General features: G+C 72.7%; 20 protein-coding genes. 11 read left to right on the top strand and 9 right to left on the bottom strand.

The features are described from left to right. The first annotated feature begins 21 nt into the window (after positions 1 to 21). Positions 22 to 2169: a prolyl oligopeptidase family serine peptidase gene (locus ACFZBB_RS23445; protein WP_391125579.1), complete on the top strand. Its 2148-nt coding sequence runs from the start codon at positions 22 to 24 to the stop codon at positions 2167 to 2169. Between the two features lie 76 nt (positions 2170 to 2245). Next, on the top strand, positions 2246 to 2776 hold the full coding sequence (locus ACFZBB_RS23450) for a Rieske 2Fe-2S domain-containing protein (protein WP_391125582.1): 531 nt from the start codon (positions 2246 to 2248) through the stop codon (positions 2774 to 2776). A gap of 160 nt (positions 2777 to 2936) precedes the next feature. Here ACFZBB_RS23450 and ACFZBB_RS23455 read toward each other — a convergent pair whose 3' ends face one another. Further along, a complete protein-coding gene (locus tag ACFZBB_RS23455; RefSeq protein WP_391125585.1) occupies positions 2937 to 3566 on the bottom strand; it encodes an isochorismatase family protein in 630 nt (209 codons plus the stop codon). Positions 3567 to 3743: 177 nt separating this feature from the next. On the opposite strand from ACFZBB_RS23455, the gene ACFZBB_RS23460 reads away from it, so the two are divergent. After that, positions 3744 to 4238, top strand: coding sequence for a pyridoxamine 5'-phosphate oxidase family protein (locus tag ACFZBB_RS23460; protein ID WP_391125588.1), 495 nt, complete (start codon positions 3744 to 3746; stop codon positions 4236 to 4238). A gap of 82 nt (positions 4239 to 4320) precedes the next feature. Here the strand turns inward: ACFZBB_RS23460 and ACFZBB_RS23465 are convergent, their stop codons facing one another. Then, positions 4321 to 5226, bottom strand: a complete 906-nt coding sequence (locus ACFZBB_RS23465; protein ID WP_355335669.1) for a LysR family transcriptional regulator — start codon at positions 5224 to 5226, stop codon at positions 4321 to 4323. A gap of 72 nt (positions 5227 to 5298) precedes the next feature. Here ACFZBB_RS23465 and ACFZBB_RS23470 point away from each other — a divergent pair, with 72 nt between their 5' ends. Further along, positions 5299 to 6444, top strand: coding sequence for an EamA family transporter (locus tag ACFZBB_RS23470; RefSeq protein ID WP_391125591.1), 1146 nt, complete (start codon positions 5299 to 5301; stop codon positions 6442 to 6444). Here the strand turns inward: ACFZBB_RS23470 and ACFZBB_RS23475 are convergent. Further along, entirely contained in the window at positions 6435 to 7784 is a 1350-nt protein-coding gene (locus tag ACFZBB_RS23475; RefSeq protein WP_391125594.1) for an aminotransferase class I/II-fold pyridoxal phosphate-dependent enzyme, read from the bottom strand. The two genes, ACFZBB_RS23470 and ACFZBB_RS23475, sit on opposite strands and share 10 nt — an antisense overlap. Positions 7785 to 7819: 35 nt before the next feature. On the opposite strand from ACFZBB_RS23475, the gene ACFZBB_RS23480 reads away from it, so the two are divergent. Together ACFZBB_RS23480 and ACFZBB_RS23485 are read left to right on the top strand one after the other, a co-directional pair. Then, positions 7820 to 8494, top strand: coding sequence for a pyridoxamine 5'-phosphate oxidase family protein (locus tag ACFZBB_RS23480; RefSeq protein ID WP_391125597.1), 675 nt, complete (start codon positions 7820 to 7822; stop codon positions 8492 to 8494). A 10-nt stretch (positions 8495 to 8504) separates the two neighbouring features. Beyond that, positions 8505 to 9191, top strand: a complete 687-nt coding sequence (locus ACFZBB_RS23485; RefSeq protein ID WP_391125600.1) for an FMN-binding negative transcriptional regulator — start codon at positions 8505 to 8507, stop codon at positions 9189 to 9191. A gap of 5 nt (positions 9192 to 9196) precedes the next feature. On the opposite strand, the gene ACFZBB_RS23490 is transcribed toward ACFZBB_RS23485, so the two are convergent. The 4 genes from ACFZBB_RS23490 to ACFZBB_RS23505 form a co-directional block, all read right to left on the bottom strand. Beyond that, complete coding sequence (locus ACFZBB_RS23490; protein ID WP_391125603.1) at positions 9197 to 10177, bottom strand: EamA family transporter; 981 nt, start codon at positions 10175 to 10177, stop codon at positions 9197 to 9199. Positions 10178 to 10849: 672 nt separating this feature from the next. Then, the gene (locus ACFZBB_RS23495; protein ID WP_391125606.1) at positions 10850 to 11809 is read right to left on the bottom strand and encodes an EamA family transporter; all 960 of its coding nucleotides are present in this window, start codon (positions 11807 to 11809) and stop codon (positions 10850 to 10852) included. Positions 11810 to 11821: 12 nt separating this feature from the next. Next, positions 11822 to 12337, bottom strand: coding sequence for a Clp protease N-terminal domain-containing protein (locus tag ACFZBB_RS23500; protein WP_391125609.1), 516 nt, complete (start codon positions 12335 to 12337; stop codon positions 11822 to 11824). A gap of 110 nt (positions 12338 to 12447) precedes the next feature. Then, a complete protein-coding gene (locus ACFZBB_RS23505) occupies positions 12448 to 13329 on the bottom strand; it encodes a pyridoxamine 5'-phosphate oxidase family protein (RefSeq protein ID WP_391125612.1) in 882 nt (293 codons plus the stop codon). A 95-nt stretch (positions 13330 to 13424) separates the two neighbouring features. On the opposite strand from ACFZBB_RS23505, the gene ACFZBB_RS23510 reads away from it, so the two are divergent. Both ACFZBB_RS23510 and ACFZBB_RS23515 read left to right on the top strand, forming a co-directional pair. Continuing rightward, positions 13425 to 13964: an HAD domain-containing protein gene (locus ACFZBB_RS23510; protein WP_391125615.1), complete on the top strand. Its 540-nt coding sequence runs from the start codon at positions 13425 to 13427 to the stop codon at positions 13962 to 13964. Positions 13965 to 14041: 77 nt separating this feature from the next. Next, positions 14042 to 14497, top strand: a complete 456-nt coding sequence (locus tag ACFZBB_RS23515) for an SRPBCC family protein (RefSeq protein WP_391125618.1) — start codon at positions 14042 to 14044, stop codon at positions 14495 to 14497. A gap of 73 nt (positions 14498 to 14570) precedes the next feature. Here ACFZBB_RS23515 and ACFZBB_RS23520 read toward each other — a convergent pair whose 3' ends face one another. Beyond that, positions 14571 to 16781 (bottom strand): glycoside hydrolase family 3 N-terminal domain-containing protein, encoded by a 2211-nt coding sequence (locus ACFZBB_RS23520; RefSeq protein ID WP_391125622.1) that lies wholly within the window; start codon positions 16779 to 16781, stop codon positions 14571 to 14573. Between the two features lie 257 nt (positions 16782 to 17038). Here ACFZBB_RS23520 and ACFZBB_RS23525 point away from each other — a divergent pair, with 257 nt between their 5' ends. Next, complete coding sequence (locus ACFZBB_RS23525) at positions 17039 to 18058, top strand: substrate-binding domain-containing protein (protein WP_391051132.1); 1020 nt, start codon at positions 17039 to 17041, stop codon at positions 18056 to 18058. 69 nt (positions 18059 to 18127) lie between these two features. On the opposite strand, the gene ACFZBB_RS23530 is transcribed toward ACFZBB_RS23525, so the two are convergent. Next, on the bottom strand, positions 18128 to 18745 hold the full coding sequence (locus tag ACFZBB_RS23530; RefSeq protein ID WP_188283150.1) for a PadR family transcriptional regulator: 618 nt from the start codon (positions 18743 to 18745) through the stop codon (positions 18128 to 18130). A 774-nt stretch (positions 18746 to 19519) separates the two neighbouring features. Here ACFZBB_RS23530 and ACFZBB_RS23535 point away from each other — a divergent pair. Both ACFZBB_RS23535 and ACFZBB_RS23540 read left to right on the top strand, forming a co-directional pair. Further along, entirely contained in the window at positions 19520 to 19729 is a 210-nt protein-coding gene (locus tag ACFZBB_RS23535; RefSeq protein WP_391125625.1) for a hypothetical protein, read from the top strand. Continuing rightward, on the top strand, positions 19726 to 20103 hold the full coding sequence (locus ACFZBB_RS23540) for a hypothetical protein (RefSeq protein WP_391125627.1): 378 nt from the start codon (positions 19726 to 19728) through the stop codon (positions 20101 to 20103). The genes ACFZBB_RS23535 and ACFZBB_RS23540 overlap by 4 nt, the downstream gene beginning before the upstream one ends. Positions 20104 to 20434: the final 331 nt, after the last annotated feature.

Consider the following 20434-nt stretch of genomic DNA (forward strand, 5'->3'; position numbering starts at 1 on the left):
CTAATGGGCCAGAGTCCCCTCATGGACACCGATAACCCGGCACCCGACCTCGCGCGTGAACCGGCGCGCGCCCCGCTCCGTACCCCTTCCGGCGACCTGCCCCGTCAACTCGCCCGCACCCAGCGCTTCTCGCTCGGCGTGCCCCGCTCCTTCACCCTGTCCCCCGACGGCGGGACGCTGCTCTTCCTGCGCACCCGCGGCGGCGAGGACCGTACGAGCTGTCTGTGGCTGCTCGCGGACGGCGAGGAGCGGCTGCTGGCCGATCCGGACGCGCTCGGCGCCGCGCCGGGCGAGGTGCCGGAGGCGGAGCTGGTCAGGCGCGAGCGGACCAGGGAACGCAGCGGCGGCATCGTCGCGTACGCCACCGACGCCGCCGCGCGCACCGTCGTCTTCGCGCTGGACGGCGCCTTGTGGACGGTGCGTACCGACGGCGGCGCGGCGCGCCCGGTCGCCACCGCGGGGCCCGTGGTCGACCCGCGGCCGGACCCGGCCGGGCGGCGCGTGGCGTATGTGACGGAGGGCGCGCTGCGCGTGGCCGACCTCGGCGGCGGCGCCGATCTGCTGCTCGCCGCGCCGGAGACCGCGGACGTGACGTACGGGCTCGCCGAGCACGTGGCGGCGGAGGAGATGCACCGGTACCGCGGCTACTGGTGGTCGCCCGACGGCGCCGCGGTCCTGACCGCCCGCGTCGACACCGCCCGCGTCCGTCGCTGGTGGATCTCCGACCCGGCCGATCCCGCCAAGCCGCCGCGCGCGGTGCCCTACCCGACGGCGGGCACCGCCAACGCCGACGTCTCGCTGCACGTGCTGGGCCTGGACGGGACGCGCACCGAGGTCCGCTGGGACCGCGCGGCGTACGAATATCTGACGAGCGCGGACTGGGACGCGCACGGCCCGCTGCTGGCGGTCCAGAGCCGGGACCAGCGGACGGTGCGGGTGCTCGCCGCCGACCCCGGCAGCGGCGGGACACGGCTGCTGCACGAGCAGCGCGACCCGGCGTGGGTGCAACTGATCCCCGGCACGCCCGCCAGGACCACGTCCGGCGCGCTGGTGCACACCGCGGACACCGGCGGGTCCCGGCGCCTGACAGTCGGCGGCGAGCCGGTGACGCCGGACGGTCTGCACGTCCGCGAAGTCCTCGGCGCGGCGGGCGAGTCGGTGCTCTTCACCGCCTGCGACGAGCCGACCGAGGAGCACCTGTGGTCGTACGACCGCGAGCGCGGCCCCGTACGGCTCAGCTCCGGTCCCGGCGTGCACACCGGCCTGCGCGCGGGCGGCACGCTGCTGCTCGACTCCCGCACCGAGCGCGGCCACCGCACGACGCTGCTGCGCGACGGCGGTCAGGAGACCGCGGTCGGCTGCCTGGCCGCGAAGCCCGTCCTGACCCCGCGCGTGACCTGGCTGCGGGCCGGTGAGCGGGAGATCCGTACGGCGCTGCTGCTGCCGTCCTGGTACGAGCCGGGCGGCGGGCCGCTGCCGGTGCTGGTCGCCTCCTACGGTGGGCCCGCGATGCGGCTGGTGACGCGCGGCGGGGGCTGGTCGATGTACGAGGCGCAGTGGTTCGCCGAGGAGGGCTTCGCGGTGGTCGTCGCGGACGGGCGCGGTACACCGGCGCGCGGCCCGGCCTGGGAGAAGACCGTGCGCGGCGACTCGCTCAGCGCGCCGATCGAGGACCAGGTCACGGCGCTGCGCGCGGCGGCCGAGCACTGCCCCGACCTCGACCTCGGGCGGGTCGGGATCCGCGGCTGGTCGTACGGCGGCACCCTGGCCACCGCGGCGGTGATCCGCCGGCCCGAGGTCTTCCACGCGGCGGTCAGCGGCGCGGCGCCGAGCGACCAGCGGCTGTACGACACGCACTGGCGGGAACGCTTCCTCGGCCACCCGGACGAGGAGCCCGCCGCGTACGACCGCTCGTCGCCGATCGGCGAGGCCGCGGACCTGCGGCGCCCGCTGCTGCTGGTCCACGGCATGGCCGACGACAACGTGGTGGTGGCGCACACGCTGCGGATGTCGGCGGCCCTGCTCGCGGCGCACCGCCCGCACCAGGTGCTGCCGCTGTCGAACGTCACGCACTCGCCGACGGACGAGACGGTGGTGGAGGGACTCCTGAGGCACCAGGTGAACTTCTTGCGTGCGGCGTTGAACGTTCCGGAGCGGACGCCCGTATGAGACAGCACGCGTGACACCACGCTGCCGGGCGGTGTCCCTCCGCCGCCCGGCCCCACGAACGGACAGGACGCACCTCATGGCAGAGACCCCCCGATTCTCCGTGCCTCCCACGCGTCGCGGCTTCGTAGCGGCGGCGGGCGGCGTGGGACTCGCCGCGGCCTTGGCCGCCTGCGGCAGCTCGGACGACTCGTCGAACGCCGCCTCCGACTCCTCGTCGCCGTCGGACGCCGGGGCGCCGACGACCTCGGCCGGCGCGGACCCCACCACGTCGGACGCGGGCACGGCGCCCACCTCGTCCGCGGCCTCCGGGGGCGGCGGCACCGCGCTCGGCAAGACCTCGGACGTCCCGGTCGGCGGCGGGAAGATCTACGCCGACCAGAAGGTGGTCGTCACCCAGCCGACCGCCGGGCAGTACAAGGCGTTCTCCTCGACCTGCACCCACTCGGGCTGCCAGGTCGGCAGCGTGTCCGACGGCACGATCAACTGCCCTTGCCACGGCAGCAAGTTCCACGTGGCCGACGGCAGCGTCGCCAGCGGCCCGGCGACGAGGCCGCTCCCTTCGGAGAACGTGACGGTGTCGGGTGACCAGGTGATGCTCGGTAGCTGATCGGGACGGACGTACGGCTCACGGGCTCACGGGTCTACGGTCCTACGTCGTCGGTTGCGGTGCCGGGTGCGGCGGGTGGGTGCCGCGTCCGGTGCCGGGCGGCGACCAGAATCCGAGGCGACCAACAGCGCGTCGGGGCAGCGGTGTTGCGGCGCTCGCGTCACCGCTTCCAGGCGGCCAGGATGTCGTCGGTCGTCGTCACCGTGGCGACCAGCGACAGGGTGTGCCGGACGACGGCCGCCGCGTAGTCGGCGGGGACTCCGGCGACGGCGTCGGCGGGCAGCACCACGTCGTAGCCGAGATTGACGGCGTCGAAGACCGCGTTGGGGATCGCGATGTTGAGCGAGACCCCGGTGACGATCAGGGTCCGGCAGCCGAGGTTGCGCAGCAGCGCGTCGACGTCGGTGCCCGCGATCGGCGAGAGGCCGTGCAGCCGGGTGACCGTCAGGTCGGTGTCGGCGACCGGGATCTCCTCGGTGAGCCGTACGGCGTCGGTGCCGTCGAGCTGCTTGACCGGCAGCCGGTCGGCGGCGCGGAACAGCCGGGCGTTGCGGTTGGCGCCGCGCCCGTCCGGGCGGCGGATCGCGACGGCGTGCAGGACGGCGGCGCCCGCGGTGTGCGCGCCCGCGACCAGTCGGCCGACGCGGCCCAGCACGCCCGAGTCGCGTGCCGCGGCGGCCAGTTCGGGCAGCGCGCTGTCGCTCCCGACCACACCGCGCTGGCACTCGACGGTGAGCAGCGCGGTGGTCGCGGGCCGCAGCAGTGCGGCGAGGCGGTCGGCGGAGGTCATGGCGCGCACCATAATTGACGGTCCGTCAGATCGAAAGGGATCAGGGCTGGACCCTTGCGGTCCGGCCGGAAGGGATCAGGGGCTGGACCCTTGCGGTCCGGTGCCGGATGATTCCGGCGGAGGACCTGACATGGGATCAGCTCCTCGTCAGCCATGGGCGATGCGCACGGAGGTGCCATGACCGCCACCCAGCGTCGGGGCCGCAGGATCATGATGAGCGCGGCGGAGATCGACGCCTTCCTCGCCGGGCACCGCACCTGCCGGCTCGCGACCGTCTCGCCGGACGGCCGTCCGCACGCGGGCGCCCTGTGGTTCGCCTGGGACGGCACCTCGCTCTGGCTCTACTCCCTGGTCCGCAGCCGCCGTTGGGCCGACCTGCGGCGCGACCCGCGGATCGCCGTGGTCGTGGACGACGGCGAGGACTACGGCGAACTGCGCGGCGTCGAGCTGTCCGGCACGGTCGAATTCGTCGGCGAAGCACCCCGTACCGGCGTGCCGCACCCCGAACTCGACACACCGGAACGCCTTTTCTCCGAGCGGAATTTCGGCCTGCCCACGATGCCGCACGACGGGCGGCACGCGTGGCTGCGGCTGACACCGGAGCGGGTCGTCTCGTGGGACTTCACGAAGATGGCCGCCGCGGCGGCCAGGCCGGAGCCGGGGCGCTCCTGAATCCGCCGACCGGCGCGAGCCTCACCGTCGGACCGGACTCCGGAGCACGTCCGGGCCGGGCTCCGTACCGCTTCGCCGGGGGTCAGTCGCCCACGCGTCCCGCCGAGCGGCGCAGGGCCTCGACCGCCACGCGAATCGCGGGGCGGCGGTCCGCGTCCTCGCGCCAGACGGCGTAGACATGGCGCCGCATGGTGTGCTGGACGGGGGCGATGCGGACGCCCCCGGGCATCGGGTCGCGGCCGAGGCGGGGCATGACGGCGACGCCGAGACCGGCGGCGACGAGGGCGAGCACGGTGGCGTGCTCCTCGGCGTGGTGCGCGATCCGCGGTTCGATGCCCTTGCCGCGCAGGGTGAACAGCAGCCATTCGTTGCAGAAGCCGCCGTCGGGCCAGGCGATCCAGTCCTCGTCGATCAGTTCGTCCAGCTCGATCTGGTCGCAGCCCTCCAGCCGGTGCCCCACGGGCAGCGCGATGTCGGCGATGTCGTCGACGAGCGGCGCCTTGGCGAGGCCGCCGGGCAGCGACAGCGGCTTGTTGTACCAGTCGAGGACGACCGCGAGGTCGATGTCGCCGCGGGCCAGCCGGGCCAGCGACTCCTGCGGCTCCAACTCGTGCACGACGGTCCTGAGCTGCGGGTGCTCGCGCCGCAGCGCGTTGAGGGCGTCGGGGAACAGGCCCCGGACGGCGGTGGGGAAGGCGCCGGCCCGCAGTTCGCCGACGGCGGCGCCCCGGTGTGCCTCCAGGTCGGCGTGCGCCAGCTCGACCAGGGACAGTATCCGGTCGGCGTGCCCGGACAGCAGCCGTCCCGCGTCGGTCAGTCGTACCCCGCGGCCGTTCTTCGTGAGCAGGGACTGGCCGGTCTCCCGCTCCAGCTTCGCCATCTGCTGCGACACGGCCGAGGTCGTGACACTCAGCACGTCCGCCGCGGCGGACACCGAGCCGTAGGTGTCGATGGCGTGCAGGACGCGCAGGCGCTCCAGACTCAACATGTTAGTAATCCTACGTCGTCCGTGTACAAATTCTCGCTTGTTCTACGAGGTCGAACGCGCCATCGTAGTCGCATGACCGCACCCGCCGAGCCCAGGACAGCCGCTTCCGCTCCCGTCTCCCCGACACCCGCTTCCTCTTCGCCCCGCTCCGGCCGGACCTCGCGCCGCATACCGCGCAGGACCGTCGACTGGCGGGTCCGCTTCGCCGCGCTCGGCCTGGTCTGGGGCTTCAGCTTCCTGTTCATGAAGGTGGGCAACGAGGCGTTCGCGCCCCTCCAGGTCACGCTCGGCCGGATGGTCTTCGGCACAGCGGTGCTGGCCGTGGCGGTCGCGGTCAAGCGAGAGCGGCTGCCGCACGGACCCCGCGTCTGGCTGCACCTGGCGGTCGCCGCGGTACTGCTCAATGCGCTGCCGTTCTCGCTCTTCGCCTACTCCGAACAGACCATTCCGTCGATGCTGGCGGGGATATGCAACGCGGCGACGCCGCTGTTCTCGATGCTGGTGTCCGTGGTCGCGCTGTCGGAGGACCGGCCCTCGCGGCAGCGCTTCGCGGGTGTCGGCCTCGGCTTCATCGGCGTGCTGACCGTGCTCGGCGCCTGGCAGGGCTTCTCGGGACAGGACCCCAAGGGCACGATCATGGCGCTCACCGCGGCCTTCAGCTACGCGGTCGGCTGGGCGTACGTGCGCCGGACCCTGTCCGGCACGGGCAGCTCCCACTTGGCCATGTCCGCGAGCCAGTTGAGCCTCGGCACCGCGCAACTGCTGCTGGTCACGCCGTTCTTCACCTCGATGCCCGACTCGTACCCGCTCAAGTCCGTGCTGTCGGTGCTGGCGCTGGGCGCGCTCGGCACCGGGTTCGCCTTCCTCATCCAGTACGGCCTGGTCGCGGAGAAGGGGCCGACGATCGGCTCGATGGTCACCTACCTCATCCCGATCGTGGCCACCGCCGCCGGTGTCCTGCTGCTCGGCGAGGCGCTGAGCTGGAACGAGCCGGTCGGCGCCGCCGTCATCCTGATCGGCGCGGCCCTCACCCAGCGCCGCCCCAAGGTCGCGCCCGCACCGGAAGAGCAACCGGAACCGGTCGCCGTGCCCGTGGAGGCCGAGGTCCAGCTCCGGACGCCGATACGGGCGGAGGAGGCACTGCCCGCCGCGGAGCCCCGGTCCGCGGCCGAGCCCGCGGCGAACGTACCCGTTACGGCCGTCAGGGCTCAGCCGTAGCGGCCCGCGCCTGACGCCGCGCCCGGCCCCGCCGGGCGCAGTACGGCGGTGACGGCGTCGGCCAGCGGGACGACGTCGGCGGGGGCGAGCGCGGAGACGGTCAGCCGGATGCCCGGCGGTGAGGCCAGCCGGAAGCGGGCACCCGGTGCCACCGCCCAGCCGCGCTGGAGCAGCCCGGCCACCGCGCCGGTCTCGTCACTGACCGGCACCCATACGTTCATGCCGCTGCGGCCGTGCGCCGTGATCCCGCGCTCGGCCAGCGCCCGCACCAGACCGTCGCGCCGCTCCCCGTAGGACCGCGCGGTGCGGGCCGGATCGACGGCGCCGGACTCCCAGAGGTGGACGACGGCCCGTTGCAGGAGGTGGCTGACCCATCCGGCGCCGAGGCGGTGCCGCCCGCGCACCCGGTCGACGGTCACGGCGTCGCCGGTGTAGAGCGCGAGCCGCAGGTCGGGGCCGTATGCCTTGGCGGTGGAGCGGACCAGCGCCCAGTGGTCGGTGACCCCGGACAGGCAGTGCAGCGGCAGGTCGACCAGACCGTGTACGTGGTCGTCGTCGATGACCAGCACCTGCCGGTGGTCGGCCAGCAGGGCGCGCAACTCCCGGGCGCGGGCGGCCGAGACGGCCGCGCCGGTCGGATTCTGTCCCCGGTCGGTGACGACGAGCGCCCGGGCGCCCGCCCGGACGGCCCGTGCCACGTCCTCGGTGAGCGGTCCCTCGTCGTCCACGCCGACGGGGACGGCGCGCAGCCCCATCGCCGGCACGAGGTCGAGGGTGCTGCCCCAGCCGGGGTCCTCGACGGCCACGGCGTCGCCGGGCCGCAGATGGGCGGCCAGGACGCGCTCGATGGCGTCCAGCGAGCCGGAGGTGATGCCGATCGGCCCGCCGGGAACGCCGTCCGCGTCGAACGCGGCGCGGGCCGCCGCCGCCAGTTCGGGATCGACCGGGACGGCGCCGTAGAGCGCGGGTGCCTCCGCGTGGCGGGCTGCGGCGGCGGCGAGCGCCCCGTCGAGCGGCGGCAGCAGCGCGAGGTCGGGGTTGCCCGAGGCGATGTCGCGGACGCCCGCCGGGACGTCGATCCGGATCTCGTCGCGGGGCGCGGTGGCGGGCCGTGACCGTACCCGGCTGCCGCGCCGCCCCGCCGTCTCGATCACCCCGCGGTCGCGCAGCAGTCGGTAGGCGGCGGCCACGGTGTTCGGGTTGACGTCCAACTCCTGGGCCAGTTCCCGCAGCGGCGGCAGCGCCTCACCGGGACGCAGTGCGCCCGTGCCGACCGCGCTCTCGACGCTGGCGGCGATATCCGATGCGCCCCGACCTGTGATCCGGTAATCTCCTAGCACAAACATTATTATGCACTAGTGCAAAGGATCTCGCCATGGCCTCCGCACCTCCCGTCGGATATCCGCCCACCGACCGCACCGTCCCGACCCGCAGCCGCGAACGCGCCGCGTACGACCGGGAGATGGTGCACGGCATCCTGGACGAGGGTTATGTGTGCCACCTCGGCTTCATCCGCGACGGCGCGCCGGTCGTGCTGCCGACGCTCTACGCCAGGTCGGGCGAGCGGCTGTACGTGCACGGTTCGACCGGGTCCCGGCCGCTGCGCGGGGCGCGGGCCGACGACGGGCTCGCGGTCTGCCTCACCGTCACCCATGTCGACGGCCTGGTGCTGGCCCGGTCCGCCTTCCACCACTCGATCAACTACCGCTCGGTGGTGGTGCACGGCATCGCCCACGAGGTGACCGACCCGGCCGAGCGGTCGCTCGCGCTGGACGCGATCGTCGAGCAGGCCGTGCCCGGACGCGCCGCCGACTCCCGCCGGGCGGACGCGAAGGAACTGGCCGCCACCGCCGTCATCCGGCTCGACCTGCTGGAGGTCTCGGCGAAGCTCCGCACCGGCGGCCCCAACGATGAGCCGGAGGACATCTCGCTCCCCTACTGGACCGGCGTGGTCCCGGTCGCCAGGACCTACGGCGCCCCGATCCCGGCGGACGACCTCGACCCGTCGATCCCGCTGCCCGGCTACCTGCCCGGCCGACCGGGAAAGTGAGGCTCGCGGCATGCTGATCCACCCCTGGGACGCGCCCACCTCCGACAGCGAGTGGCAGGAGTGGCTGGCCGTCCACGACTTCGGCCAGCTCACCGTCAACGGCCTCGACGGAGAGCCGCCGTTCGTCCAGCCGCTGCACTTCGCCTACGACCCGCGGGCCGGCGCCGACGGTCCCGGCCCGGCCGGGCTGGGCGAGGCGGTCACGCACCTCGCCCGCCCGAACCCGATCTGGCGGGCCCTGGAGGCGAGCCCGCGGGTCACGCTCAGCGTCGTGGACGACTACACGTTCATCCCCGGCCCCTGGCACACGCCCGAGGGCGCCCCCACGGAACACGGCACACCGACCAGCTTCTACGCCGCCGTCCTGCTGTACTGCACCGCCCACATCGTGGACGACCCGCAGCTCAAGGCCGACCTCCTGCGACGCCAGGTCGGCCACTTCCAGCCGCGAGGCGGCACCGCGCTAGTGGAACCGGGCCAGGAGCCGTTCGGCCGCATGCTGCCCGGCATCCGCGGTGTCCGCCTCGACGTCACCGACGTACGGGCGAAGTTCAAGTACGGCGGCAACAAGCCGGAGCGGATGCGGCGGCGCGTCATGGACCTGCTCGCGGACCGGGACGGGCCGCACGACGCGGCGGCCCGTAACCATCAGATCCGCCGCCTGTCCGCGGCGGCCGACGCCGGGACCGGCGCCTGAAGGGTTCACCCCACGACGGGCGCCGCCCTCCGCTGCGCCGACGCGGACCTGGCCTCCTCAAGACCGAGACCGGTCACGGCCGCCAGCAGGATCACGGTGCCCGTCACCGTCGCGGCCGTGAGGTGTTCACCGAGCAGGGCCACGGCGATGACGGCCGCCGAGACCGGCTCGATCAGGGCGATCACCGAGACGGTCGCGGCCCGCAGGACCGCGGCGCCCGCGAAGTACAGCCCGTACGCGGCGGCCGTCGGCACCGACGCCAGGTAGCAGAGCAGCAGCACCGTACGGCCGAGCCCCGCCGCCTGCGGCAACAGCCCCTCGGCCCAGGCCGCGGGCAACAGCGCCACCGCGCAGATGCCGAACGACCACAGCGAGGTGTCCAGCGGGTCGCCCGCGGAGCCCGTGCGCCCCAGCCACCGGGTGAGCAGCGTGATCGCCGCGTACCCCGTGGCGGACAGCACAGCGAGCAGCACACCGAGCGGCCGTACGCCCGTACCGCCGTCGCCCAGCACCAGCACCGCGAGGCCGCCGAGCGCGCCCGCCACGGCCGCCGTACCGCCGCGCCCGAGCCGCTCCCCCATCGCCAGCCGCGCCACGACCGCGATCAGCACCGGGCCCGACCCGAGCGTCACCACCGTGGCCACCGCAAGCCCGGTGGACTTCACCGCGCAGAAGTACGCGGTCTGAAAGAGCGTCAGCCCCGCGCCGGTGACCAGGATCCGCACCGCCTTGCGCCGCCGCGGCTCCGCCCGCACCACCCGCACCGCGGCGGCCGGACGCACCGCGCGCACCGCCAACAGCAGCAGAAAGCCGCCGGCCGCCCGCCAGAAGGTCAGCGACAGCGGGCCCAGCCCGCTCCCGTCGTACAACAGCGCCGCCGCGGCGCCCGCCGTCCCCCAGGCGGTGGCCGCGAAAACGACATAGATCAGGCCCCGGTTCGTCGACAGGGCAGCGTCGACCGGGGTGTGGACAGGCGTGAGTGACACGAGAATTCTCCCGCGGAAGAGGTGGGGTGAGGTCGCCGGTCGCCATATGCGGACAGCGGCGACCCGGCCGTTCACCTCGAACGCGAGTCACCGCGCCGGGTCCGGCCCCAGGTCTTCCGAAATGTCGCCGCCCGCGTCAGACGGCAGGAGGCGGGAGAACGGTGAGATGCATGGGGGGAGCTTACGCGACGCGGGGGGTGGGCTCTTGGGGGGAAGGGGGGCGGGTGGGGGGTGCGGGGGTTCTTGCGGGGGGGTGCGGGTGGCTCTTTTGCGTCGGCTCAGCGGTGCGGGTGGCCCATTTGCGTCAGCTCACCGGTACGGCTGGCACTCCCGCGTCAAGCCACCGTTGCGGGTCGCCCACTCGCGTCAGCGCGCCGTCGCGAGTCACTGTGCGTGGGAGCCCTCTTGCGTCAGCTCACCGCGATTCCCTTTTTTTGCCGCCCTCTCGCCTCCGGCGGCTTAAATCCGGTGTCGACAGTCGATCGTGCTCGTTCGCTCGTTCCTCGCTCTCTGTGCGCGTTCTCCCTTTCAACACCGGCGCCGCCTTTGGCTCGCTGGCTACCGGCGAACCCCCACCGCGCAGCGGTACCGGAGGGGCGCAGCCCCTCGCGCAGGGGCACCCGTGTGGTGAACCCCACCGCGCAGCGGTGCCCGGCGGGGAGCCGGTCGGCGCTAGGCGTCGGCCAAGTCCGGTTCCGGGAGGGGGTCCGGCGTCGCCGCCGGCTTGGCGCGGCTCGCCGTTTGGGCCGTGAAGGCGCCCGCCAGGACGAGGGCGCCGCCGACGACCTGGGCGGCGCCCAGGTGCTCGTCGAGGAGGACCCAGGCGAGGACGGTGCCGACGATGGCTTCGAGGGTGGCGACGACCCCGGCGATCTGAGGGGTGAGGCGGCGGACGGCGAGGACGCCGGCGAGGTAGGCGACGACGGTGGAGACGAGGACGATCCAGGCGACGAGGAGAACGGCCGGGACGTCGCGCTCACCGAGCGCGGACTGCTGCCAGACGATCGCCCAGTCGATGTTCCAGGGGCGGGCGACGACCGAGAGGACGGCGGTGCCGACGAGGAGGCCGTAGGCGATGACGGCGATGGGTTCCGGCGCGTCCGCGCTCTCCGCGCCGTCGTCGGCGAGGACGAAGTAGGCGACCTGGCAGCAGGCGGCGCCGAAGGCGAGGAGCAGGCCGAGCGGGTCGAAGGCCAGGCCGGACCAGATCTCGACGACGGCCGCCATGCCGGCGATGGCGAGGACGACGCCCAGGGCGGCGGACCGGCTGACGGGGCGGCGCTGGACGAAGCGGACCCAGCCCAACAGCAGGGCGGGGCCGAGGAATTCGACGAGGATGGCGACGCCGACCGGGATGCGGGAGATGGCCACGAAGTACAGGGCCTGGCAGCCGGTGATGCCGAGGAGGCCGAACCCGAGGATCAGTCCCGGCCTGCGGCGCGGCAGTTCGCGGTGGCGCAGGGCGATGGGGAGCAGGATGAGCGCGGCGCCCGCGACGCGCATCCAGACCACGTGCAGCGGGTCGAGCCCTGATTCGATCAGCGGTTTGGCGGCGACGCCCGAGCCGCCGAAGGCGAAGGCGGACACCAGAGCGAGCCCGAGGCCCCCGTTTCGCCGCTGAGTTACGTGCATCGGGTCATGATGTCAGCTCGCGACAGGACCGTCATCCCGGTAGCCGCTGACGTCGAGTCCGGCGGCGCGCAGCACGTCCACGGCGCGGCATTCGGGGTCGGAGGCGAGCGCGTCGAGCAGGTCGATGCCGTCGGCCTGGGTGCGGCCACGGCGGCGGGCGAGGGCGACTGCGTTGCGGATCGCGGCGGCGGCGGACGGGCTCCAGCCGGTGCCGGCGACTGCCTGGACGGTGGGCAGCGCGCCGGAGTCCTCGACGGTGCCGCGCCAGCGCAGCCCGTATCCGATGCTGCGCTGCACCAGGTAGCCGAGCACGCGGACGACCTGTCCGGTCCCGGCGTCGCAGGCGGCCCGCGCCAGGGGGTCGATCTCCAGCAGGGAGTGCAGCAGGTGGGCGGTGTCGATCTGCTGGTCGCCGTCGCGCGTGGCCCGGCGGCGCGCGCCGGCCGCCACGGAACGCAGTTCGACCGTGAGGCGGAGGTCGTCCGCCAGGTGGCTCAGGTCGAGCGGCGGCCCGTGGTTGCTGTACACGCCATCCACCTCATCAGGCGGCCCCGGTGTGGCGCATCCGCACCCGGGGCCATCCGTGCCTCCGCCCGTGGAGGGGGTTGGCCGGTTCCCGCGTCATCCCCAGGGATGAGTCATGGCCACAGCAGGGTCCGGGTCCAGCCGCCGTCCGTGTCCCCGTCGCCGCGGCCGTCCCGGCCCTCCCCCGTCTGATCGGAGCGGGTGTACCGCAGCCGTACGTGGAAGCGGCCGGGGTCGGCCTGGAAGAACTCCGCCTCCTGGGCGCGCAGCCGGTAGACGGTGTGGCCCTCGGGAATCCGTTCCGGTTCCGCGGCCACCAGGGCGTCCGCCGCGGCGCGCGCCCGCTCGTACTCCATCGCTCCGGTCAGCGGGCCGCTCATCCGCCCGGTGAAGCCGGCGGCGCGGGAGGCCGGGGAGCGGCCGAGGAAGTCCCGCCGGGCGGTCTCCTCGTCCAGTACGTCGACCGGTCCCGTCATCCGGATCTGCCGTCCGTGCGCGGGCCAGTACCAGGTCAGCGCGGCGACGGGGTTCGCGGCCAGGTCGCGGCCCTTGCGGCTGACCGCGTCGGACGCGAAGTCGACGGCGCAGTCGGCGGTGTCGACTCCGCGCAGCATCAGGACGCGGGCGCTGGGCGTCCCGTCGGCGCCGACCGTGGCGAGCGTCATGACGTGCGGTTCCGGCAGTGCGTCGGAAAGCGCCAGTTCCAGCCAGGTCGCGAAGAGCGGGCCGGGGGTGTCGGGTGCGTCGGCCGGGTCGAATTCCGGCAGCGGCCCGGCCAGTACGGGGGCGGCCCGCAGCCTGGCGAGCAGAGCCGCGTCGCCCGGCGTGGGGTCGCCGGGCGACGTACGGCCTTGTCGCGGTCCGCCGGGTGCCGCCTCGTCCGGCGGCGCATTACCGACTGCCGCCCCGCCGGGTGCCGCATCATCGGGTGACGCGCCCCCGGGTGACGCGTCGCTTCCGCCGTCGGGGGTAGCCGGACCGTCGTCTTCGCGCATATGTCCTCCCGTCCGACCCGCAACCGTACCGGCCGTCGCCTCGTCCCTCTCTGGCGACACACACCGACCTGCCCCGCCACCGGGGAAGGAGTTCCATGGTCCGACCGCTGCTCTTCCTGGATGTCGACGGTGTGCTCAATCCGGTGCTGCCCTCGCCGGACTTCACCGTGCACGACATCCTGACCCACACCGTGCTGCTGTCCGCCAGGCACGGCGTGTGGTTGCGCGAACTGGCGGATATGTACGACCTCGTGTGGGCGACCACCTGGGAGCACGAGGCGAACGCGCACATAGCCCCGCGCCTGGGTCTGCCGCCGCTTCCGGTGGTGGAATTCAGCGGCTACCGGCCGCGGCCCGGCGATCCGCCGCTGCGCGAGGCGGAGCGGTACTCGGCGCGCAAGTGGGCGCCGATCCTGCGGTACGCGGCGGGGCGGCCCTTCGCCTGGATCGACGACGTGATCCCGCGCCGTCTGGTCCGCAGGGCCAGGTTCCGTCCGGACCGGCTGCTGCTGCCGGTCAATCCGGCGCACGGTCTGCCGCGGGCGCACGTGAACCGGCTGCTGGCCGCTCCCCCGACGCTGTCGCGCAGCGTCGGCAGGCCGCACTCCCCATATCTGACGGTCCATCAGTATTGAGTGTTGCGGCGCCCGCGGTTACGGTGCGCGGCACGACCGGTACTCAGGGAGTGGACCGGTACTCAGGGAGTGATCGCATGGCCGAAGTCTCCGCACAGGCGCGTATCGCGGCCCCCGCAGGGAAGATCTGGGACCTGCTGACCGACTTCTCCTCCTACGGCGAGTGGAACGCCACCCACACCGCCTTCCCGGAGGGCGGTCCGCGGCCGCTGACGGCCGGGGCCACGTACCAGGAGAGCCTGCGGATGATGGGCTTCCCCGCGGACGTGACCTGGACGGTCGACGAGTTCGAGCCCGAGCGGGTGCTGGGCAGCAGCGGCAAGGGGCCGATGGGGGTGAGCCTCGGGATGCGGTACGCGCTCACGCCCGACGGCGACGCCACCGAGGTACGGATCGACGGCACCTTCACCGGGGCCGCCGTCTCCCTCATGGCGGGCAAGCTGAAGGACTCGGCGACGACCGCGCTCAACGACTCGCTGCGCGCCATCGCCGGGCTCGTCGAACCGGCCGAGCCCCCCGCGCCGGGCGCGTGACGGTCCGCCCGTACGCGAAGCGCCGGGCCGTGCGAGGGGGTCGTCCCTCACGCGGCCCGGCGGTGTGCGTGGATCAGCGGACCGTCACCGTGGCGGTCTGCGTCCCTGCCGTGAAGACGTAGGCGCCGCGTGCCACCTCCTGCTTGCCCGCGCCGTTGACGTCACCGGGGGTGACCGCGAGACGGCTCGGCGGCACGTCGAGCGCGACGGTACGGGACTGCCCGGCCTTCAGGTGCACCTTGGTGAAGGCGACCAGCTTCCGGGACGGGGCGAGCACGTCGCTCGACGGCTGCGAGACGAACACCGGCACCACCAGATCGCCGTCACGGCTACCGGAGTTGGAGACCTTCACCTTCAGGTGGACGGTGTCCCGGGCCCGCACGGCGGACGATTCGGCCTTGACCGAGTCGAAGCCGTAGGTGGTGTACGACAGGCCCGCCCCGAAGGGGTAGGCGGCGTCGACGAAGGACTCGGGGCCGCCGTTGGTGCCGGGCAACTGCTGGTAGTACATCGGCTCGTTGCCGATGTCCTTGGGCCAGGTCGCGTTGAGCCGGCCGCTCGGGTTGACCTTGCCGAACAGCACGTCCGCGACGGCGTTGCCGCCCTCGCTGCCGGGCAGCCAGGACATCAGCAGGCCCTGGGTGCCGTCCGCCTCGCCGAGCACCAGCGGGCGTCCGGCGAGCACCACGGTGACCACCGGCTTGCCGGTCGCCTTCAGGGACTTCACCAACGCCACCTGGTCGGCGGTCAGTGCGGGCCGCGGGCTGTCCGCCGCGCCCTCGGCCGCCGCCTTCTCGCCGACGACCACGACGGTCAGGTCGGCGTTCTTGGCCTGCGCCACCGCGTCGTCCGCGGTCTTGGCCTGGATGACCTCCGTACCGGAGGGCGCCGCCTTCTTGATGCCCTGGAGCACCGTGGTGCCGGGCAGCGTCACCCCGTCGGGCACGCCCTGCCAGCCCACCGTCCAGCCGCCGACCTGGTCGTTGATGTCGTCGGCGTAGGAACCGGCGACCACGATCTTCTTGGCGGAGGACGAGATCGGCAGCACATTGCCGTCGTTGCGCAGCAGCACCTGCGACGCGTCGGCCGCCTGCCGCGCCAGCGCGGTGTCGGCGCCGAGCACCCGGCCGTTGGCCTTCGAGGCGTCCACGTAGGGGTGTTCGAACAGGCCGAGTTCGAACTTCATCTTCAGGATGCGGGACACGGACTGGTCGATGCGCTTCTCGGTGACCAGGCCGCGCTGCACGGCGGTCTTCAGGCCGGTGCTCCAGCCCTGCGCGTCGTACGGCTCCATCGCCATGTCCAGGCCCGCGTTGACGGCCTTGGCGATGGCCTCGGGGTAGTCGGCGGCGACGTGGTACGCGGTCTGCAACGCCGCGACGTCGGCCCAGTCGCTGACCTCGACTCCGTCGAAGCCCCACTGCTTGCGCAGCACATCGGTGAGCAGGTAGTGCGAGGCGGTCGCCGGAATGCCGTTGACGGCACCGGAGTTGATCATCACCGACTGCGCGCCCGCGTCGATGGCCTGCTTGTACGACGGCAGCAGCGTGTCCTGGAGGTAGCGCATCGAGACGTCACCGGGCACGCGGTCGTGGCCGTTGCCGGGCTCGCCGTAGCCGGGGAAGTGCTTGACGGTGGCGGCCACGTTCTTGGCGCCGTTGGCGCCTTCGATGCCGTCGACCGCCGCGGCGGCGAGCGTGCCCGCGAGCAGCGGGTCCTCGCCGAAGGTCTCGTAGTAGCGGCCCCAGCGCTGGTCGCGCGCGATGTCGGTGACCGGCGCGAAGTTCCAGTCGATGCCGGTGGCCGCGACCGCCTTGGCGGTGGAGGCGGCGGAGTCCTTGGCCAGCGTCGGGTCCCAGGCCGAGCCGAGGCCGATCTCCTGCGGGAAGATCGTGGCGCCCAGCACGTTGTTGTGGCCGTGCACGGCGTCGACGCCGTAGATGATCGGGATGTGCAGCCGGGATTTCTCGACGGCGTATTTCTGCACCGTGTTGACCATCTTCGCCCAGTTCTCGGGCGTGTTGACCGCAGGTCCCGCGCCGCCGCCGGACAGTACGGATCCGGCCGCGTTGTCGAGAAGCACGCTCTTCATGCAGGATTCGGTGAATTCGCCACCGCTCCACTCGCAGTCGCCTTGCATTCTGACCACGGAGATCTGGTCCATCTGACCGATCTTCTCGGCCAGTGTCATCCGCTTCAGCAGATCCTTCACCCGGACGTCGACCGGTGCTTTCGCGTTGGTGTACGTCGGATTGTCCCCGGCCTCCGCCGGTACGGAAGCCACCGCGGCCACACACGCTGCGGCGGTGGCGAGTGTCAGAATGATTCTGAGGCGTGGTCGTCGTCGTGCGTTCGCAGGCATCGCAGGCGTCCCGTTCCTGTCGGGGTCCCGGCGGGTTGTCGGGACCTAGTGCCGTAAACGTTTCCGATCGGCCGGAAGTCTGTCCTCGCCTTGACTGATCGTCAAGACTGTACGCAGGAGTCACCTTTCGCCTGTCCCATGTTTCCACGTTGTTCCCCTCGCGCAGAATCAGGTACGCCGTGAACATTCGTGAACTCGCCCGCCGCAGTGGTGTGTCGACCGCCACCGTGTCCCGGGCTCTCAACGACCGCGCCGAGGTGAGCGAGGCCACCCGCGCGCGAATCCGGCAACTGGCGATCGAGTTGGGTTACGCGCCCAATGAACCGGCCCGCACCCTGGTCAGGCGCCGCTCGGACACCATCGGTCTGATCTGGGACAGCGGGCAGGAGGCGCAGGGACTCCACAACCCTTTTCTGCTCGGCCTGTTGAGCGCGGTGCGCACCGCGCTGTCCGAGGCGGACTACCACCTGATGCTGCTGACGACGCCGGGCCCCGAGGACCCGGACGCCGCGCATCTGCAAGCGGTGCGGCGGCACAATCTCGAAGGCGTCATCGTGCTGACCACCCCCGCCGACGACCGCTGCCTGCGCGTCCTGGCCGCGTCCGCCGTGCCCTGCGCGGGCATCGACACCGCGTTCACTGGGCCGCGCACGGTACGGGTCAGCTCCGACAACGCGGCGGGCGCGGAGGCGGCGGTGGAGCATCTGTACGCGCTGGGGCACCGTAGGATCGCCACCATCACCGGGCCGCTGCACCTTCCCCCGGCCGCCGAGCGACTGGCGGGCTACGAGCGGGCCTGCGCCCGGCTGGGGCTCCCGGTGCCGCCGCAGTACGTGACCGAGGGCGACTTCTTCCTCGACAGCGGCGAGGAGGCGGCCCGCAGGCTGCTCGCGGTGGCCGAGCCGCCGACGGCGATCTTCGCGGCGGGCGACCAGATGGCGGTCGGCGCGATGCACGCGGCGGCCGACGCCGGTCTCTCGGTGCCACGCGATCTGGCGGTGGTCGGCTTCGACGACATCGACGCCGCCGCGCTGGTGCGCCCGGCGCTGTCCACGGTGGCACAGGACCAGCGCGGGCTCGGTGAGGCGGCCGTGGAGGCGCTGCGCGAGCTGATCGACGCGGCGCCGGTCGACACGGCGGAGCCGCGGATCATCCCGACCCGCCTGCTGATACGCGGATCGAGTCGGCCCGGAGCGTGACGCCCCGGGCCGACTCGTTGATTCGCGGGCGGCGCCGGTACGGGACCGGGCGCCCGGTGACCGCCGACGTCACTCCTTGGTCAGGTCGGTGACGTCCTCGTCGGCCAGGATCAGGTAGAGCTTCTTGCGGGCGTCGTTCACCACGGTCAGCGCCTTCGCGCGCTGCTCGGGGGTGCCGGTGGCCCACACCTGGCGGAAGGCCTCGATGAGACCGCCGCCCGCCTTCCTTATCTCGTTCATGGCATCCCAGTCGACGCCGCGGCCGGCGTCCTCCCACGGGGCCTCGGGGCCCGCGTCGGCTTCTGTCCTGCCGTTGTCGGTGAGCGTGAAGAGCTTCTTGCCGCCCTCGCTCGCGCTGCTGATCAGGCCCTCGTCCTCCAGCAGTTGCAGCGTCGGGTAGACCGAGCCGGGGCTCGGCTTCCACGCGCCGCCGCTGCGCTCGGCGATCTCCTGGATCATCTCGTAGCCGTGCATCGGGCGGTCCTTCAGCAGCGCCAGGATCGAGGCGCGTACATCGCCCCGCCGTGCCCTGCCGCGCGGTCCGCCACGCCCCCGGCCGCCGGGCCCGAAGGGGCCCCCGCCGAAGGGCGGTCCGAACGGCCCGAAGGCCGACCGTCGCTCGTCCCGCTCGCCCCAACCGTGATGTCCGGGGCCGCGGTGTCCATGTTCGTGTCCTTGGGAACGCATGATGACGCTCCTTTCATCGTTGATCGTTCGCGATGGCTCAACGATATATCGGAACTGTTCGGATGGCAAGGCCCCCGGCCGACGGCGGCCTACCTGTGCCAGTGATCGTCGATCGATTGCCACTGCAGGATGATCAACGCTAGGTAGTGCCATCGCTGGTTGATCATTTCGGTGTACAGGTACGTGGGGGATGTGGTGGGGGCACCTGCCGGTGTGTTCGAAGAGGCTGCCCTTGCGGCCTTTGAACAAGCCTTTTCCGTCAACGGCACACGCAGGCGCCGGCACGCCCCTGACTACTTCGTCCGGCTGTCCGATGGACGTGCCCATTCCTGGAGATCGACTTCCAGCCCACGCACAAGGGCTCGCCCTTCGAGAAGGGGCACATCGAGAAGATGCTGGGCTCCGTCGCCTCGATGTTCGCCCAGCTTGGAGAGCCGTCAACTCCTACGGCATCAGGATCAACAACCGCACCTACGACAGCCCCGACCTGGGGCCGATGCGCCGCCAGAGCTCCGGGGTCGCCGCCAAGCGCGGCCTCTGGGAAGTCCACCGCGACCCCTACGACGTCTCCCGCTCTGGGTACGCAACCACCGCGGCGGCGAGTGGGTCCAGGCGACCTGGAAGTGCCTGAACCGGGCCCCGGTCCCCTTCGGCGACCTGGCCTGGGATCACATCAGCCATCAGCTACCCAAGGCCACCGAGGAAGAACTCGCCGATGCCGTCGCGGCCCTGCTGCCCCGCGCCCACGCCGGCCCCGAACAGCCGACGGTGAAAATGAAGCGGAAGGCCGCTTCGGACAAGAAGGACCGCCGCGTCGCGGCCCGGACCACAGCCACCGCCCCGGCGGCCCCCGCGACACCGCTCCCGCCGAAACCGCAGCAGGAACCCTTCCCGGAAGAGCCGGCGGAGGACGAGGAGACGCTGGCCGAAGTGATCCCGCTGGGACTCCTCGACCCGCTTGAGGACCCCTGGAAGCGCCTGTGACCACCCCGCTGACCGACGACCCGGACGACGGCTTCGGACGCCAACTGACCACCCTGCCCGGCTGGCGCGAGTTCGTCGCCTCGGCGGTCGCCGAAGCCATGGTCATGCTGACACAGGACGAGTACGACGCTCTGAATAAGCAGGACAAGTACACCTACGACGATGACCGTCTCGACCACCACGCCCGCCTGCAAGTGGTCGCCACCTCCACAGTCCGGCACACCGTCACTTGCGGCCGCCGCCTGGTCATCCTCAACCGCGGTGCGATCAGCGCCCGCCGCGGGCTGATCATCACCGGGCCGGCCAACACGGGCAAGGCGATCGCGCTGACCCCACTCGGCCTCATCCACGCACTCCAGGACCAACGGGCGTGACGGCCGTTGAGACCGTGGCCGTCCGCGGTGTGTACCCGGCCGGAGCCCCGGTTCCGGCCCTGCCGAGTGCCGCCGACGACGAGGTACGCCGGGCCGCCGGACAAGTCGGCCGCGCACATGGTGCAGCACCGGCGCGATCCCTCACGTGTAGCCATAACAGGCTCGACGGCCGGCACGCGTAGCCGTAACGGTGGTCCGTGACCTGTCGCAGCGAAGATAGTCGGGCCGGATCGTGTGGGGCTGGTGCAGGGGCGGGTGACAGGTTGGGTCACGCGGCCTGGTAGGCCGGTGTGGTCATGACGGTCTCGTATTCGATGGGGGTGAGCCGGCC

The organism is Streptomyces sp. NPDC008139, assembly GCF_042957025.1.
Taxonomy (GTDB): domain Bacteria; phylum Actinomycetota; class Actinomycetes; order Streptomycetales; family Streptomycetaceae; genus Actinacidiphila.

What these genes read in the sequence shown, in the direction of transcription:
- ACFZBB_RS23445 (WP_391125579.1), top strand. Translation starts at nt 22, where the DNA reads ATGGACACCGATAACCCGGCACCCGACCTCGCGCGTGAACCGGCGCGC.
- ACFZBB_RS23450 (WP_391125582.1), top strand. Translation starts at nt 2,246, where the DNA reads ATGGCAGAGACCCCCCGATTCTCCGTGCCTCCCACGCGTCGCGGCTTC.
- ACFZBB_RS23455 (WP_391125585.1), bottom strand. Translation starts at nt 3,566, where the DNA reads ATGACCTCCGCCGACCGCCTCGCCGCACTGCTGCGGCCCGCGACCACC.
- ACFZBB_RS23460 (WP_391125588.1), top strand. Translation starts at nt 3,744, where the DNA reads ATGACCGCCACCCAGCGTCGGGGCCGCAGGATCATGATGAGCGCGGCG.
- ACFZBB_RS23465 (WP_355335669.1), bottom strand. Translation starts at nt 5,226, where the DNA reads ATGTTGAGTCTGGAGCGCCTGCGCGTCCTGCACGCCATCGACACCTAC.
- ACFZBB_RS23470 (WP_391125591.1), top strand. Translation starts at nt 5,299, where the DNA reads ATGACCGCACCCGCCGAGCCCAGGACAGCCGCTTCCGCTCCCGTCTCC.
- ACFZBB_RS23480 (WP_391125597.1), top strand. Translation starts at nt 7,820, where the DNA reads ATGGCCTCCGCACCTCCCGTCGGATATCCGCCCACCGACCGCACCGTC.
- ACFZBB_RS23485 (WP_391125600.1), top strand. Translation starts at nt 8,505, where the DNA reads ATGCTGATCCACCCCTGGGACGCGCCCACCTCCGACAGCGAGTGGCAG.
- ACFZBB_RS23495 (WP_391125606.1), bottom strand. Translation starts at nt 11,809, where the DNA reads ATGCACGTAACTCAGCGGCGAAACGGGGGCCTCGGGCTCGCTCTGGTG.
- ACFZBB_RS23505 (WP_391125612.1), bottom strand. Translation starts at nt 13,329, where the DNA reads ATGCGCGAAGACGACGGTCCGGCTACCCCCGACGGCGGAAGCGACGCG.
- ACFZBB_RS23510 (WP_391125615.1), top strand. Translation starts at nt 13,425, where the DNA reads ATGGTCCGACCGCTGCTCTTCCTGGATGTCGACGGTGTGCTCAATCCG.
- ACFZBB_RS23515 (WP_391125618.1), top strand. Translation starts at nt 14,042, where the DNA reads ATGGCCGAAGTCTCCGCACAGGCGCGTATCGCGGCCCCCGCAGGGAAG.
- ACFZBB_RS23530 (WP_188283150.1), bottom strand. Translation starts at nt 18,745, where the DNA reads ATGCGTTCCCAAGGACACGAACATGGACACCGCGGCCCCGGACATCAC.
- ACFZBB_RS23535 (WP_391125625.1), top strand. Translation starts at nt 19,520, where the DNA reads ATGAAGCGGAAGGCCGCTTCGGACAAGAAGGACCGCCGCGTCGCGGCC.